This window comes from Enterobacter cloacae complex sp. ESBL7, assembly GCF_041679625.1.
Lineage (GTDB): Bacteria > Pseudomonadota > Gammaproteobacteria > Enterobacterales > Enterobacteriaceae > Enterobacter > Enterobacter asburiae_B.
Map to the genome: position 1 here is coordinate 1 of NZ_JBGORN010000001.1, position 15,870 is coordinate 15,870.

The window sequence follows — 15,870 nt, forward strand, 5'->3', positions numbered from 1 at the left end:
TTTCTGGAAAATAACTACGGCACAATGCCCGTGGCAGAGCTTGCCACCATTCTGAAACGTACCCCGGGGGCGGTAGGACTGATGGCCGACAGACTGGGCTGTCGCGGCAAGAGAAGCCGCCCCTGGAGCGAAGCGGAAATGGAGATTATCCGCCATCACTACTCGCAGGGGGTTGAGGCTGAAGAGCTGACCCGGCTGCTGCCGGGCAGAAGCGTCAGCGCGATATTTTCACGGGCCATCATTTTAGGCGTGCAGAGCGGTCGCTTCTGGCGTGAAGATGAACTTCGTATTCTGAAAGCACAGTACCCGTTGGTAGGTACTGCAGTCATGCACCAGTTGCAGGGCAGGAATGAGGTTGCCATCAGGGTGATGGCGAGAAGGCTGGGGCTGAAGAAATCCCGTGAAAGTACAGTCGGATTTCGCCCCTGGAGTGATGAAGAGTGGGCGCTACTGGAGAAAAATATGCATCTGAGTGTTGCAGAACAACAGACCACATTATTCCCGGACCGGAGCAACAAGTCAGTGGAGAAGGCCCGGGGGCGACTGCTCCGCAGAAAAAGAAACGCTACGACCAGCAAGTAAATGCAGCTACGACATATTCAGGAAGCATGTACTTTTTGTGTCGATACCTGAGAGAAAATATATTCTTTATTTCCAGTCTGTCGATTTATTTTTTGTGGTGCACTGAAAAGAATATTTCGACCTTGCCGAATAATAATGGTCAGACAAAATTTATCTTATTGTCATAAGTTACTTCCAGTGTGACTGCTTAACCCGTGGTTAAAATATGATAGCGTATTATTTCATGCTACCGGCAGCAGATGATATTTTGTTGCTGGCAGTGATGTTATCGTTACTGATAATGTCTGCATATATTGGGTGTTATCAGAATCACTCCCGTGATAAATCCCGTACAGGTGGCGATATTATTATCACTGCAGGAGCGCTTTCATTAATCATGCTGCTTATCGGATTCGCCTTTTCGGTATCGATTAATGGATTTACCACCCTGAAACAGGCCCTGGTCAGGGAAGCACAGACCATCGAAAAAGCATGCCAGTACAGTCTGTTATTACCCGCATCGGCTCAGCCGAAAGCGCAGGCACTGCTGCGTCAATACCTCGACCAGCGGATCCATTTTTTCAGGGATAACTCACTACTGGGTGGACGAAGCTGGAACCAGCTGTCGGAGGACAGCCAGCAAAAGCTCTGGCTACTGGCGGTCTCTGAGGCCGTGCACAGTCCCCTGCCAGTGATGGGCTCGCTCCTGACGGCATACAGTGAGCTGAGAGTATCGCAGCAGCAGACGACCGCTGTCTCTCAGCGCAAGCTCCCCGATGCGGCATGGCTGGTGATCATTGCCTTCGCCATGGCAGCCTGCTGTCTGACCGGGCGTCAGCAGCGGCAGGGACATTCTCTGCTGGTCCTGCCCGTGATGATTTCGCTTTCACTGTTCCTGGTGGCGGAAATCGATACGCCTGGCGAGGGCATCATTCGCGTCACGCCGGACGACCTTGAACACGTGTCCTTTACGCTGCCCCCCGTTAATACAGGAGTTAAGCATGATCCGACACATTCTGTTTATCACGCTCACTGACGATGCTTCGCCTGAGCAAATCAACGCGGTCAGGCAGGCCTTTTTGCACATCCCGAAGCGGGTGGAAGGGGTGAGCCGTGTGGAATGGGGCGTCAACGACAGCCCCGAAGCCAAAAGTGCGGGTTTTACGCACTGTGTGCTGATGACGTTCGCCGATGAGGCTGCCCGTCAGCGCTACCTGCCGCATCCAGCCCATGATACGCTGAAATCCATTTTTATACCGGTGCTGCAGGATATTGTCGTGCTGGATTTTACGCTGGCACCTGAAAACGTGGCTGTCGGGTGAATTGTTACAGGTCTGACTATGAAAAATCTGTTACGGGATGCTATCAGGCAGAGACCGTCCCGGCGATACGGTAAAAAGCAGTATCTGTGGCGTGCCGGTGATAAGTGCAGTGGGCTCTGGCTGATTAAATTCGGTACCGTCAGAACTTTTTATTTTAACGACAACGGGGAAGAACACATCACCGGCTTTTATCTGCCCGGCGAGTATATCGGCGCGGTTTTTCAGCAAGGTGGAATACATCTGGCTTGCCAGCTCTGGCGAGCTTACGCAGCAAAGCACGTTGTTTCGCTTTACATATATGATCGACACGCTTCGGACAATGGGCTGGGTTAACTGTCTGGTTTCAGCAAAGGAATGGGAAGAGAAAGCCAAATTAGCGGGTAATGTCTGTGCGATCTATACGCCAAAAGACGAGCTGCATCAGGTGTTCACCGACAGGGGGGAACTCATCAAACCAATGGAACTGCGGCTTACTGGCGATACCAGCGGCATTCCTGCGCTTCTGGCGCAGTGTAGTCTGCATGCTGAACGGTTGCCTGATGACAATGGTTTTTCGGTGTTACGTTTGATTCCAGAACTTGGTGCTTGATTCAGATTGCAGTTAGCCATTTTCGACTGGCTGCTTTGTGCTGTGAGTTCAATGGGTCGATGTTAACATCTTCGCTCTCATCCGTAGACCCCGATACACTAAAAGAAAAAAGAACGGAAAAAGGACGCCAGGCCACTAAGGCCCGGTGTTCTGGTTTATGACGTTATTTTTTCTATTGTAACAATATAACATTTATTATCGTGTTATTCTGGCAGAGAACCCGCCAGATTCTTCGCTGAAACACTGCTGGTGGATTGTCCTGCAATCTCTGGTTGCAGCTCCGTAGCCGTCACCGTTACAGATGGAGCCGAACCCGGCTGAATGTTCAGAAACGACGACAGCATTACACGCAGTGTTTCCTGGCTCGTATTGTCAGCCAGCAGTGCCGCCAGGACCGACGGCAACCGGCTGTCAATTTCTCCCAGCGCAATACCTGCAAGTAACGCCGTTCGTGATAACTCACCGCGATCGCCCCGGTGATGCGCCTCAATACGCGCATCTGCAAAGCGCTCGCTGGCATGTGTTGCAGGGCGCAGATAAATCAGTACTTTTCTTCTATTCATTACTACCTCTATCAGCCAATAGCTTTCAAACCATGTACCAGCGCGAACTGCGGATCCTGTGCAACAAAGAAACGATCTTCGCGCAGATTGACGTGAGTACGAATGTCATCAGCCAGCAGACAGGCTCCCCCGCCAACCACCGCGACGTGGGTATAGCCTTTGAAACGATCTATCGCTTCCAGTACCCGCGCGCGATAACGCGCAATACCACTCTGGATTGCCTGCTTTATGGAACCGACAGCACGTGGATCGTTGATATTGTTCGCGAGGTACGTATCGTCTAAACGTTTGATAATTAACCTGTCCACGTTGTAGCGGGACAGCGCCATACCGGCTTTACGCAACGCCTGCTGCACCTCGTCGGTCACCAGAGACACGCCGAGAACCGGATCGCCGTAGATTCGTGATACAGAAGACATCTGGCCCGCCACCTGTGAGATATCCAGTGTCGTTCCACCGAGATCTACAATCAGCACAGAGTTGGAAGCTGATAGCTGATCGCACAGCACAATCCCGGCAGGAATGGACTCCGGGCGCACGGTAACGCGGGTGATGGTAAAGACGTGGCCGTTATTCAGCACCACCGGTTGCAGCAGGTTCTGTTTCTTGCGCTCAATGTTATCAAGCCGGTACTGGGCGTCTTCGTCATAAAACTCCGCCAGCGGTAGAGTCACCACGATATCCACGCACTGCGGCGTAAGTCCGCTGGTCTGTAGCGCGTGATGGACTGCTACGGCATTAAGCGGGCTGTACTGCCACTCAATATTGCTGGTGGTAAGAGCGTCGGGGGAAATCAGGTCAAACGAATATTTCTCTTTGCCTGCGGTGTAGTTAAACGGCTTACCGCTGCCAAACGTGGCTGACCATCCGCGTTTGAAGCTGTTGGGGCTGAGATGGGTGAAAGACCTGCCGTGCTGCTCCCACAGCATTTTGATATGGGTCGAACCATCGTCGATATAAATGCGCATATTGCACCTTAGTTGAGTCAAATGTGAATTGAGATTGAACCTTCCGGCGTTACCGGAAACGTGTACGGCTGTTATTGCGTTAAAATTGAGAGCAAAGTGAGATGAATCAGTACCAGCCAGCGCTCAATGAGATAAAGTAGCGTTTCCAGTAAGACAAATATGAGAAATCGGTTTATCTGGTTTGTTAGAATAAACTTTATTAACTGTAGAAACTGGTAATAACTGAACATGTTGGTTATCAGTCAGGTGCATTAGTTACTTTCCTCTTTAGGTATTAGAAGGTAATACTCAATCAGATAATATATGTTTGGGATATTTTTAAATTAGCCATTCTTAAATACCGTACTTCAATAGATTTATTGCTCTCCCTCGAATAAAATAACAACCTCGACTTATACATGACTGGCTGGATTAATGTTCATCCCCGACTATATTTCAACATTTATTTCCCGGGAAGAAGCAATATGCCAGCCAGTCAGCCAGGTACAATGTGTTCAAATGTTTGGCGTTTCACGTTCCAGCAGCCATTGATCCAGTTCTGCTTCCAGCCACCCTACAGACTGTTGCCCCAGTCGCCGCTGCTTTGGAAAAGTAGCATCGTAGCGTGGTGAATTCGGATTGAGCCAGTCGTAAATGGTCGAACGGGCGATGCCGAGTTTGGCTGTAAGTGCACGCATGCGAAGAATCTTCACGGTCGGGGTATGGATGATCATCTTTCTACCTCATTCAACTGTTCGAAATTAAGTTGTCTGTTGAATAACTATTCGCTGTTATTCGCCACCTGAGCCAACTGGCTGGTATGCGATGGATTGTAATGAGGTCTAATAGTGTCTAAAATTGGCAGTTATCACTTACTTTTTTTGACACTAATTTATGCCAGCAACAACCCCCCTGCAGAAAGCAGCGTTTGATGCCATCGACAGCCTTCACTTCAGCCAGGTTGTAATGAGCCTCATCTACGGAGAACCACTTGCAGAGTGGTATCCCCGCATTCTAGGCAGAATCAACAGTCTACTTGCGAAAACAGGGATAACTGGAAAACAGGCTGAGATAACCCGGCACTATATGCTGGCTGCTCTTGAAATTTACCTGTCTGTTGACAGCAACTATTTTTCTAATATGGATGAGCACCATAAACAAACCGATGCTGGCGGTACGCCTTATAACAGGGTTATGCATGAACAGTTTGCTGAACACGCTCGAAATTTTAGTATTGCCATGCTGAGCAAGCTTGCTCGCGAGAATGGTATGGACAGTGAATTCCTTGTTGGGGCAACAGAAGAGATGATGAATGATAAGGCGCTGGCATTATCATCCATGCCGTATCTAATCAGATACCGGCTAACTGAATGTTGCTATGCGCTGGAATATCCCGATGCACCTCTCGGTTTTTATCGGGAACTGGCGAGTCGCGAGATCGTTTCTTGCAGGAAATACTCACACAAGGCTCCGCCGTCGGTAAATGAACCTGGTTCAGATCTATCCCTGTTGTTCATCCGGGCAGGCTTGCTGTTTGAGTTGAAGATGCTACAAAGATCACTGGCAGTAATGATTTCTCTCCAGGAGAACGGCTCTATTGTTTTTCCTGCTCTTGACTCCAGGATGCCTCGCACAGATCGCAAGAATATTGCCGATTACTACAAAAGGATTGTTGATATCTGGTTGCTGGAGGCACAGCCAAATTCTTCTGCATCTTTTAAGTGTAAAGACCGGGTTTCAACAACAGAGGCTGAACAGCTCCTTAAGAAAATGAGCCGATTTTATTTTCATAAACGAATGTTTGGTGGTACGCAGGGAAGCTGGCTGGGTACGCTGGGAGCATTTGATATCGAGGTCAGCCGTTGGGAAGAGCCAGGGGTAGCGATTTATTACGAGATAAATAATAAAAATACGATTTCACAAAAAATAAGCTCAAAGTTTAAGGCATCTGGCTTTAGTATATCAGCAAGAAATTTATATTTACGGCATAAAGTGATAAGAAAAGATAGTTACTCTAAAGTTCGATATTATTGTAGTCTTTTAATGAATCAGCCATGCATGATCCCCTGGCATCTAAATGACAACAGCTATTACGACATGGCTCTGAAATTTGAAGAGGGAGAATAACCACAACGTATTCATGAACCTACCTATTAATATAACCTTAGTAGGATTTTCATGGTGGTTATGGTGAACCGGTAATACCCGTAGTTCTGTACCAGTCAAATGCGGATGAACAGTTAAGTTAAAAAAAGAAAAGCGCCCCGAAAGGCGCGAAACCGGTTTATTTTACCGCTGAAAAAACGTAATCAGCCCATGCCTGCATCATCGGACGGCGTTCATCCAGCAAGTCTGTGCGGTGATAGGCGGCTTCAGATTTATTTTTGATGGTGTGCGCAAGGGCTCGCTCCGCAATATCGTGGGAATAGTGATGCTCACTACACCAGTCACGAAAGCTGGAGCGGAAACCGTGAGCCACTGCGCAACGACCTGCCGTGTCGCTAATGGCTTTGGTTTTGCGCAAAAATGAAGTTAAAACCATATCAGTGAGTACAGTCTGATTCCTCGGTGAGGGGAACACCAGTTCTTCATGCATGCCTTTCATTTGCTCCAGTATTTCAATGGCCTGACTGGAGAGCGGAACTCTGTGTCGAAGGCTGCCTTTCATGCGCTCAGGAGGTATGGTCCAGATTTTGCGCTTAAAATCGACTTCGGCCCAGTGCATTGCCCGTGCCTCCCCGGAGCGGCAGGCTGCCAGAATGACGAATAATAATAATGCGCGGGTAACGTTGTAGCGCTCATCGCTGTATACGCGGGAAGCGATATATAAAGGAATGATTTTCCATGGCATGGCTGGCTGGTGCTCAGTACGTATGCTGACACTGACTTGTTGGGGGAGAAGGTGATCGACGACATCTACAGGATTTGCAGTGCAATATCCATGAGCCCATGCCCATTGCATGACTTTGTGGATTCGCTGCTTAACCCGTCCGGCGGTCTCCGGGATTGTCATCCAGGAAGGGCGTAGCACATCAGCGATGTTTGCCGGAACGATTGCATCAAGAGGCACTGATCCTAATGAAGGGAATACATGTTGTTCGAGAGTGGAAATCCATTGTCTGGCGTGTTTTTTGTTACGCCACCCCGGAAGCAATTCAGTGTGAACTTGCCTGGCCGCTTCTTCAAAAGTTGGGATAACGACTTTTGTTGTTTCTGCCTTTTTGAGTTCAAGGGGATCATCACCAGAGGCCAGTTGTTCGCGCATAGCCTGGGCCAGGCGGGAAGCTTCGGCGATGCTGATTTCAGGATATGTTCCAAGACATGCATTGCGGCGTTTTTGCGTTACAGGGCTGACGTAACGAAGAACCCATTTTCCACGACCTTTCGTCGAAGATGGATGAAGAGTTAAACCAGTGACACCCCCATGTGGGAGAGGCTTGTCATCAGGTTTGATATGACGGGCTTTAGTATCAGTAAGTAATGCCATGAACCGTAAATCCTGTTATTTCTGGTATGCCACCAGTATGCCATTCAGTATGCCATCAGTCAGGCGCTTATCTAAGTTTAAGTTGATTTGTATTGGACGAGGATTTTGTTAATGTTGTGTGGTATATGGTATTTTTCTTGGGTTTGACGATGAGCTTGGCTTGTTTTGGATAAATGTAGAGCAGACGTCCGTTCCGCCACTATTCAGAAAGCCTGAATCAGAAATGATTCAGGCTTTCGTCGTTTCAGCCTTCAGTAATCTCATTCTCTCTCTTATCGTTAACAAAAAGTCAATATGCATAGTGCAATTTATTAACAATTGCACGGATGCAGTGCATAATTTGCACTGTAATTGTGCATTTCTCCATCACTCCTCTCTTCGCACCTCATTCAGAATGTTTCTTTCTGTAAAAATAATTCACGCAGAATCATCTGGTTATCTCCTGCTTTCCAAAAATATACCGAACCAATTGCGTATTGGTTTGGTTATTGCTTAATCATTAGCACGATAAGCTTCATTCCATATCAATAACTTATCGTTAATAAAAATAAAGTCATGATGAAAGCGAGCGAACCAATATGGAAAAACCGTCACGGTTTCTGGCCAATTCCAGCACCGCGCTTGAGCAGCTGCGCGGGCTTATCAACCAGCATGAGTCAACACCAGGCATACCGCTGCCCACGGAACGTGAGCTGTCGGACACTCTCGGCGTAGGACGACGTGAAGTACGTCGTGCGCTGGACGTGCTGGAAGAAGAGGGGCGCATCTGGCGTAAGCAGGGCAAAGGGACCTTTATTGGCCCGGCGGCACCTGTTGAACCGCTGGCCCTTCAGGGATTGGTTCAGCAAACCAACCTTCTGGAAGTGATGGAAGCTCGTCTGCAGCTCGAACCCGGCTTAGCCCGGCTTGCGGCACTGCGTGCCACCAGGGAAAACCTCGCGCTCATGCAGCGCATGCTGGAACGCATCGACAAGGTCAGCCCGGACGACCGCGATCTCAACGAACTCTGGGACAGCGCCTTTCACCGGGCGATTGCCGAGGCGGCGGGCAACCGTCTGATGCTCGGCCTGTTTGATGCCATTGATGCCGTTCGGCGCGAACCGGGCTGGCAGCATCTGCGCGAGCTGGCACGCACCCCCGAACGTGTCGACAGCTATAACGACCACCACCATAAGATCATGTCTGCGATTATCCATCGCCAGCCTAATGAAGCCGCGGCCGCCATGCGCGAACACCTGCTCAGCCTGCAAACCGCCCTGATTCAGGCGATCCACCTTGAGGACGACTTCACGCCATGACGACAATACCCTTTAAGGACGCCACGCCCGTATTGCGGGTGCAAAACCTCAACGTTACGTTTGCTGGCTCGCCGGCTAGCGTGCTTGATGGTATCTCGCTGACCGTCAGGGCGGGCGAAACGCTGGCGCTGGTGGGAGAGTCCGGCTGCGGGAAAAGTATCACCTCCCTGGCGCTGATGGGGTTACTGCCCGCCAGCGCGCAGATTGTCAGCGGTGAGATGCAGTTTCGCCGCCACGATCTGCGAAAGCTCTCACCGCGGGAATATGCCGACCTGCGCGGCAGCGAGCTGGCGATGATTTTCCAGGAGCCGATGACCTCGCTCAATCCGGCGTTCACGCTGGGGGATCAGCTGAGCGAGGCGGTTATGCGACACCAGAACGTCTCGCGCGCAGAGGCGATGAAGGTCGCGCTGCAGATCCTCGAGAAGGTACAGATCCCGGCGGCAGAGATGCGCCTGAAAGCATATCCCCACCAGCTTTCCGGCGGCATGCGCCAGCGCGTGATGATTGCGATGGCGCTGATTAACCACCCTAAACTGCTGATTGCCGACGAGCCGACCACCGCGCTCGACGTCACCATCCAGGCGCAAATCCTCGCCTTGCTCAACGCCTTAAAAGAGGAAACCGGCACGGCGGTGCTGATGATCACCCACGATTTGGGCGTGGTGGCAGAAGTCGCCCAGCAGGTCGCCGTGATGTATGCCGGGCAGGTGGTGGAGCAGGGGAGCGTGGAGGCGATATTCGCCGATCCGCAGCACCCGTACACCATCGGCCTGATGGGCTCGATCCCTTCTCTTGGCGCACGCAAGGGCCAGCTCTCCACCATTCCCGGATCGGTCCCGCTCCCGGAATCCATGCCGAAAGGCTGCCGTTTTGCCACCCGCTGTCCGTTTGCGCAGTCGCGCTGCCATGCTGAAAAACCGCAGCTCACCGCGCTCGGCGCGGGCCATCAGGTCGCCTGCTTCCGCGTGCCGCTCGAACAGCACATTGCCCTGGGAGAAATCGCATGACCACGCCCATTCTTGAAGCCCGTGACCTCAGCAAGCTTTTCCCCGGCCCCAAAAAGCTCTTTACTCCGGCACGGTTTGTCACGGCGGTCGATCGCGTTTCGCTTGCCGTGATGCCGGGCGAAACGCTGGCGATCGTCGGCGAGTCCGGCTCCGGGAAATCTACGCTCGGTCGTCTGCTGCTGCGCCTGCTGGCCGCCAGCGAAGGGCGCGTGTTTTACCAGGGGGAAGAGATCACGCATGCATCGGGTGCGCGCCTCAATCAGCTCCGGCGCGAGCTGCAGATTATCTTCCAGGATCCCTTCGCCTCGCTCAACCCGCGCATGACGGTGGAGCAAATCGTCGGGGAGCCGCTGTGGCTGCATCAGAACATGAAAAAATCTGACCGGCAGTACCGCGTTGCCGAGCTGCTTAAAACCGTGGGCCTGCCTGCCGCCTGGGCCGGGCGCTATCCGCACGAGTTTTCCGGCGGGCAGCGCCAGCGTATCGGCATTGCGCGTGCGCTGGCTTCCGGGCCGAAGCTGCTGCTGGGCGATGAGCCGGTATCCGCGCTGGATGTGTCCGTTCAGGCGCAGGTGGTTAATCTGCTGGAGAGCCTGAAGCACCAGCTGGGGCTGACGATGGTGATTGTCGCCCACGGTCTGGCGGTGATCCGCCATATGAGCGACCGAGTGGCGGTCATGTATCTCGGGCAAATCGTCGAGCTTGCCACCGTCGACGAGATTTTTGACGCGCCGCTGCACCCCTACACCCAGGCGCTGATTGCCTCGGCACCGCAGATGCAGCCGGGCGTTGAGCGAGATGCGCCGCTGCTGCAGGGGGATCTGCCCAACCCGGCCAGCCCGCCGTCCGGCTGCCGTTTCCACACCCGCTGCCCGTACGTCACCGATGAATGCCGCCAGGTTGAGCCGATCAATCAGGTGCTCGACGGCGGACGTCAGGTTGCCTGCCACCGCTGGCAGGAGATCAACCGCGATCGCAGCGTTATTCAGATCGCACCGCCATCCGCCGCCTTTCTGCGCCGCCGCGCGCTGTTTGAACACGCGGCCACTCACTCGTCCCTTCCTTCAAGGAACTCATGATAATGACAATGCGTAATTCTCTTTTGACCGTACTGGGAAGTGTTATGTTGCTTGGCGCGGCGCTGCCCGCCCATTCTGAAAGCGTGCTGCGAATCGGCCTGGGCGCTGACCCGGACATGCTCGACCCGCATCTGGCGCGCACCTACTATGGCCGCTTCGTGTTTGCCTCCCTGTGCGACAGGCTGGTGGACGTGGATGAAAACCTGAAGGTCGTCCCCGGCCTGGCTAAAGACTGGGCGTGGAGTGATGACGGTAAAACCCTGACGCTCAATCTGCGCGAAGGCGTCACCTTCCACGACGGTGAGAAATTTGATGCTGCCGCGGCAAAATACAACCTCGACCGCGCCCTGACCCTGAAAGGATCCCTGCGTAAGAGCGAGATCTCCTCCGTTGAATCGGTCGAGGTTACCGGCCCGATGCAGATTGCGCTGCACCTGAAGACCCCCGATGCCGCGCTGCTGATGCAGCTCACCGACCGTGCGGGCGCGATGATGGCCCCGGAGGCGGCGAAAAAGCCGGACTTTGCCGCCCATCCGGTCTGTTCCGGCCCGTACAAGTTTGACAGCCGCGTGTCGCAGGACCGCATCGTGCTGACCCGCTTCGACAACTACTGGAACAAAGACGCCTACCACTTCGACAAAATCATCTATCTGCCGATCCCGGACGCCTCCGTGCGCCTCGCGAACCTGCGCGCGGGCGATCTTGACCTGACCGAAGGGATCGCCGCCAGCGACGTTAAAACGGTCGAAGCCGACAGCAAGCTGGCGCTGGCGAAGGTAACCGGTCTCGGCTATCAGGGCATCACCTTCAACATCAACAACGGCAAGGTGCCGGCGAACGATCCGTTCAAGGACGCCCGCGTGCGCGAGGCGTTTTCTCAGGCCATCGACCGCGATGCGTTAAACCAGGTGGTCTTCGAAGGGCTTTACACACCGGCAAACCAGGCGTTTTCCCCGGTCAGCCCGTATCACGTTAACCTGCCGGTTCCGCCGCGTGACGTCGACAAAGCCAAAGCGCTGCTGAAGGCGGCAGGCGTCACCGCGCCGCTGACCGTCAACCTGCTGGTGCCGAACAACCCAACCTCGCAGCAGGTGGGCCAGGTATTGCAGGCGATGGTCGCCGAGGCCGGATTTTACCTGAACCTACAGATGACCGAATTCGCCACGCTGCTCGACCGCCAGCAGAGCGGCGACTATCAGCTGAGCTTCTCCGGCTGGTCGGGACGCCCGGATCCGGACGGCAGCATCTACGGCTTTATCAACAGCAAAGGCACGCTCAACGACGGCCGCTACAGCAACGCGCAGGTCGATGAGTGGCTGACCCAGGCGCGCCAGAGCACCGACCAGGCCGCACGCCAGCCGCTGTACGACAAGGTGGTGAAGCAGCTGCAAACCGACATGCCGATTGCCTACCTCTACTTCGAGCCGCGCATTTTCGGTCTGAACAAAAGCGTGCAGGGCTTTAAGCCGTACCCGGACGGCATCGTGCGTCTGGCGGGTTTGACGCTGGCGAAATAAAGGTCCCGAGGAGAACCCATGCTGGAACTGATTTGCAAACGTCTGCTGCTGGCTATACCAACCCTGCTGCTGGTGAGCATGATGGTGTTCGGGTTGCAAAAGCTGCTGCCCGGCGACCCGCTGATCGCCATGGCCGGGGAGGAGCGCGACCCGGCGGTCATCGCCCAGCTGCGTGCGGAACTGAACCTCGATGCGCCAATCCCCGTGCAGTATTTCCACTGGCTGACGCGGGCGCTGCAGGGCGATCTGGGCGTCTCCTTACGCACGCACGAACCGGTGACGCAGCTGATCGCCAGCAAGCTGCCGGTCACGCTGGAACTGTCCCTGCTGGCGATGATTATCGCGCTGGTGTTTGGCATCAGCATGGGGATCCTCGCGGCGGTGAACAAAAACAGCTGGGTCGATCACGGGGCGAATTTCGTGGCGATCTCGGGGATCTCGATCCCGCACTTCTGGCTGGGGATCCTGCTGATTCTGGTCTTTTCGGTGAACCTGCAGTGGCTGCCCGCGTCCGGCTACGTGCCGTTCAGTGAAGATCCGCTCCAGAACCTGCGCACGCTGCTGCTGCCCGCGTCCGTGCTCGGAACCGGCCTTGCGGCGACGCTGATGCGCCATACCCGCGCCTCGATGATTGCGGTCCTGAAGGCGGATTACATCCGCACCGCGCGCGCTAAGGGGCTGCTGCCAAAGGCGGTGATCCTGAAGCACGCGTTTCGCAACGCGCTGGTACCGGTCATCACCCTCGCCACGCTGCTGTTCGGCGAGCTGCTGGGCGGCGCGGTGCTGACCGAGCAGGTCTTCACCATTCCGGGCTTCGGCAAGATGATCGTCGACTCGGTATTTAACCGTGACTACGCGGTGGTGCAGGGCGTAGTGCTGATCGTGGCGATCGGCTTCCTGATGCTGAACCTGCTGGCAGACGTGCTCTACGTCCTTATCAACCCGAAAATGCGAGGTTAACCATGGCGGAACTGACGACGCAAACCGTTACGCCCGCGCTGCCGCGCGCGCAGAACCGGGTGCTGAAGAAATTCCTCGCCAACAAAAGCGCGGTGATTGGCGCGGTGGTGGTGGGATTCTTTGCGCTGGTGGCGCTGCTGGCGCCGTGGATTGCCCCGTTCGACCCGGTCAAAGCCAACTTCCTGGCGGTGCGCAAAGCGCCGTCGGCGATGTACTGGTTCGGCACCGACGAGCTGGGGCGCGACATTTTATCCCGCATTATCTGGGGGGCGCGCACCTCGCTGATGGCGGGCTGTATGTCTGTGGTGATTGCCGTGGTTATCGGCGTGCCGCTGGGGCTGGTGGCGGGTTACTTCCAGAAGATGTGGGACGGCGTGATCTCGCGGTTTATCGAGGCGCTGCTGGCCTGTCCGTTCCTGATCATGGCGATCGCGCTGGGGGCGTTTTTGGGGCCGAGCCTGACCAACGCCATGATCGCCATCGGTCTTTCGGCGATGCCGATCTTCGCCCGCCTGACGCGCGGCCAGGTGATCGCCATTCGCAACGAAGAGTATATCGACGGCGCGCGGGCGATTGGCCTGCCGGATCGCTGGATCATCATTAAATACGTCCTGCCGAACGTGATGTCGCCGATCCTGGTGCAGGCCACGCTGGCGATTGCCTCGGCGATTATCGCCGAAGCCAGCCTGTCGTTTTTGGGGCTGGGGCAGCAGCCGCCCAATCCGTCCTGGGGCTCTATGCTCAACACCGCGAAAGGGTTTCTGGAGCAGGCGCCGTGGATGTCCGTTTTCCCCGGCGTGGCGATTTTCCTTGCCGTGCAGGGCTTTAATTTACTCGGTGACGGGCTGCGCGATGCGCTCGATCCGCGCCACGACTAAGGAGTCATGATGACCAAAGCGCTTGATTTTACATCCGGTTACGCTTCACGCCGCCCGCCAATGATGGGCCGTAACGCCGTCGCCACGTCGCAACCGCTGGCGGCGCAGGCGGGAATGAAAATGCTGCAGCTGGGCGGCAACGCCGTGGATGCGGCCATTGCCACCGCGATGGCGCTGACGGTGGTTGAGCCGACCGGCAACGGGATCGGCAGCGACGCCTTTGCCATCGTCTGGGACGGCGAAAAGCTGCACGGCCTCAACGCGTCCGGTCGTTCGCCTGCGAGCTGGCATGCGGATCTGTTTGCCGGTAAAACCGCGGTGCCGGAAATTGGCTGGGACGCGGTGACCGTGCCGGGTGCGGTATCCGGCTGGGTCGCGCTGGCGGAACGCTTCGGCACGCTGCCGCTGACCACCCTGGCGCAGCCAGCCATTGACTACGCGCGCAACGGTTTCCCTGTCTCCCCGCTGATTGGCCATCTCTGGCAGCGCGGCTATAGCAAGCTGAAAGATCAGCCGGGCTTCAGCGCCTGCTTCGCGCCGGAAGGCCGCGCCCCGCGCGTGGGGGAAATCTTCCGTAACCCGGCGCAGGCGAACTCGCTGGAGCTGATTGCCCGCACCAACGGTGAAGCCTTTTACCGCGGCGAGCTGGCGCAGAAAATTGCCGCTTTTGCCAAAGAACACGGCGCGCACCTGACGGCTGAAGATCTGGCAAACCACCGCGTGGACTGGGTGGAGCTGCTGTCGCGCGACTTTGCGGGCGGTTCGGTGCAGGAATTGCCGCCAAACGGCCAGGGGATCGCCACGCTGATTGCGCTCGGCATTCTGGAGCAGTGCGGCATTGAGAAGCATCACCCGGATTCCGTGCAGTCCCTGCACCTGTCCATTGAGGCGATGAAGCTGGCGCTGGCGGATCTCGACCGCTACGTGGCGGATGAAGACCATATGGCGTTCGCGGCGAAAGAGCTGCTGAGCGACCATTATCTGAAGTCGCGCGCGGCGCTTATCAATCACGAGCACGCCTCTGATTTCGTTTACGGTTCCCCGACGCAGAGCGGCACGGTCTACATCAGCACCGCCGACGCCAGCGGGATGATGGTTTCGTTTATTCAGTCCAACTACATGGGCTTTGGTTCAGGCATTGTGGTGCCGGATACGGGGATCAGCCTGCAAAACCGGGGCTGCGGGTTTGTGCTGGATCCCAATCACCCGAACGCGCTGGCGGGCAGCAAGCGACCGTTCCACACCATCATTCCGGGCTTTGCGATGGACGGCAGCGGCCAGCCGCTGATGTCTTTCGGCGTGATGGGTGGGCCGATGCAGGCGCAGGGGCACATGCAGATGGCGCTGCGCATTATGCTGCACGGGCAAAACCCACAGGCGGCAATCGATGCCCCGCGCTGGCGCGTGGTGCAGGGCAGGGAGGTGATCGTTGAATCGACCTTCGATCGCAATACCATCGCCGCGCTGCGCGAACGCGGTCATCAGATCGTGGTGGAAGATCCGCTTCAGGATTACAACTTCGGCGGGGCGCAGGTGATTTATCGCCTGCCGGAAGGGCACTACGTGGCCGCGACGGAAAGCCGTAAAGACGGGCAGGCGCTGGTGAGTTAATGTTTTATCCTCCCTCTCCCGTTGGGAGAGGGGCGGGGTGAGGGGAAA

At 55.3% G+C, this 15,870-nt stretch carries 17 protein-coding genes; 13 read left to right on the forward strand and 4 right to left on the reverse strand.

Going from position 1 to position 15,870, the window contains the following annotated elements; genetic code table 11:
- The 5 genes from ACERY3_RS00005 to ACERY3_RS00025 all read left to right on the forward strand — a co-directional run.
- Positions 1 to 582 (forward strand): hypothetical protein (locus ACERY3_RS00005; RefSeq protein WP_373224843.1); only part of this gene is annotated, 582 nt, incomplete at its 5' end.
- A gap of 376 nt (positions 583 to 958) precedes the next feature.
- Positions 959 to 1,597 (forward strand): hypothetical protein, encoded by a 639-nt coding sequence (locus ACERY3_RS00010; protein WP_262768495.1) that lies wholly within the window; start codon positions 959 to 961, stop codon positions 1,595 to 1,597.
- Positions 1,563 to 1,883, forward strand: coding sequence for a Dabb family protein (locus ACERY3_RS00015; protein ID WP_262768493.1), 321 nt, complete (start codon positions 1,563 to 1,565; stop codon positions 1,881 to 1,883). The genes ACERY3_RS00010 and ACERY3_RS00015 overlap by 35 nt, the downstream gene beginning before the upstream one ends.
- An 18-nt stretch (positions 1,884 to 1,901) precedes the next feature.
- Entirely contained in the window at positions 1,902 to 2,216 is a 315-nt protein-coding gene (locus ACERY3_RS00020) for a Crp/Fnr family transcriptional regulator (RefSeq protein ID WP_373224844.1), read from the forward strand.
- Positions 2,113 to 2,472, forward strand: coding sequence for a DUF2913 family protein (locus ACERY3_RS00025; RefSeq protein WP_262768491.1), 360 nt, complete (start codon positions 2,113 to 2,115; stop codon positions 2,470 to 2,472). The genes ACERY3_RS00020 and ACERY3_RS00025 overlap by 104 nt, the downstream gene beginning before the upstream one ends.
- 203 nt (positions 2,473 to 2,675) lie before the next feature.
- Here ACERY3_RS00025 and ACERY3_RS00030 read toward each other — a convergent pair whose 3' ends face one another.
- From ACERY3_RS00030 to ACERY3_RS00040, 3 genes are all read right to left on the reverse strand, one after another.
- Complete coding sequence (locus tag ACERY3_RS00030; protein ID WP_262768487.1) at positions 2,676 to 3,035, reverse strand: plasmid partitioning/stability family protein; 360 nt, start codon at positions 3,033 to 3,035, stop codon at positions 2,676 to 2,678.
- A gap of 11 nt (positions 3,036 to 3,046) precedes the next feature.
- Positions 3,047 to 4,003, reverse strand: a complete 957-nt coding sequence (locus ACERY3_RS00035; RefSeq protein ID WP_262768485.1) for a plasmid segregation protein ParM — start codon at positions 4,001 to 4,003, stop codon at positions 3,047 to 3,049.
- 494 nt (positions 4,004 to 4,497) lie between these two features.
- On the reverse strand, positions 4,498 to 4,716 hold the full coding sequence (locus ACERY3_RS00040) for an AlpA family phage regulatory protein (RefSeq protein ID WP_262768483.1): 219 nt from the start codon (positions 4,714 to 4,716) through the stop codon (positions 4,498 to 4,500).
- Between the two features lie 160 nt (positions 4,717 to 4,876).
- On the opposite strand from ACERY3_RS00040, the gene ACERY3_RS00045 reads away from it, so the two are divergent.
- Complete coding sequence (locus tag ACERY3_RS00045) at positions 4,877 to 6,109, forward strand: hypothetical protein (protein WP_262768481.1); 1,233 nt, start codon at positions 4,877 to 4,879, stop codon at positions 6,107 to 6,109.
- 157 nt (positions 6,110 to 6,266) lie between these two features.
- Here ACERY3_RS00045 and ACERY3_RS00050 read toward each other — a convergent pair whose 3' ends face one another.
- Entirely contained in the window at positions 6,267 to 7,469 is a 1,203-nt protein-coding gene (locus ACERY3_RS00050; RefSeq protein WP_373224845.1) for a tyrosine-type recombinase/integrase, read from the reverse strand.
- Between the two features lie 578 nt (positions 7,470 to 8,047).
- Here ACERY3_RS00050 and ACERY3_RS00055 point away from each other — a divergent pair.
- Genes ACERY3_RS00055 through ACERY3_RS00085 form a run of 7 tightly spaced genes read left to right on the forward strand, consistent with a single transcriptional unit; the run spans position 8,048 to position 15,822 of the window.
- A complete protein-coding gene (locus ACERY3_RS00055) occupies positions 8,048 to 8,767 on the forward strand; it encodes a FadR/GntR family transcriptional regulator (RefSeq protein ID WP_023334601.1) in 720 nt (239 codons plus the stop codon).
- Positions 8,764 to 9,777 carry an ABC transporter ATP-binding protein gene (locus ACERY3_RS00060; protein WP_023310488.1) on the forward strand — a complete coding sequence of 338 codons (1,014 nt, stop codon included), beginning with the start codon at positions 8,764 to 8,766 and terminating at the stop codon, positions 9,775 to 9,777. Before ACERY3_RS00055 ends, ACERY3_RS00060 begins: the two co-directional genes overlap by 4 nt.
- Positions 9,774 to 10,856, forward strand: coding sequence for an ABC transporter ATP-binding protein (locus tag ACERY3_RS00065; protein WP_058842163.1), 1,083 nt, complete (start codon positions 9,774 to 9,776; stop codon positions 10,854 to 10,856). The genes ACERY3_RS00060 and ACERY3_RS00065 overlap by 4 nt, the downstream gene beginning before the upstream one ends.
- 2 nt (positions 10,857 to 10,858) lie before the next feature.
- On the forward strand, positions 10,859 to 12,373 hold the full coding sequence (locus tag ACERY3_RS00070; protein WP_373224847.1) for an ABC transporter substrate-binding protein: 1,515 nt from the start codon (positions 10,859 to 10,861) through the stop codon (positions 12,371 to 12,373).
- An 18-nt stretch (positions 12,374 to 12,391) separates the two neighbouring features.
- Complete coding sequence (locus ACERY3_RS00075) at positions 12,392 to 13,333, forward strand: ABC transporter permease (RefSeq protein WP_058842162.1); 942 nt, start codon at positions 12,392 to 12,394, stop codon at positions 13,331 to 13,333.
- Positions 13,334 to 13,335: 2 nt separating this feature from the next.
- Positions 13,336 to 14,211, forward strand: coding sequence for an ABC transporter permease (locus tag ACERY3_RS00080; RefSeq protein WP_058842161.1), 876 nt, complete (start codon positions 13,336 to 13,338; stop codon positions 14,209 to 14,211).
- A gap of 9 nt (positions 14,212 to 14,220) precedes the next feature.
- The gene (locus ACERY3_RS00085) at positions 14,221 to 15,822 is read left to right on the forward strand and encodes a gamma-glutamyltransferase family protein (protein ID WP_039263861.1); all 1,602 of its coding nucleotides are present in this window, start codon (positions 14,221 to 14,223) and stop codon (positions 15,820 to 15,822) included.
- Positions 15,823 to 15,870 lie beyond the last annotated feature (48 nt).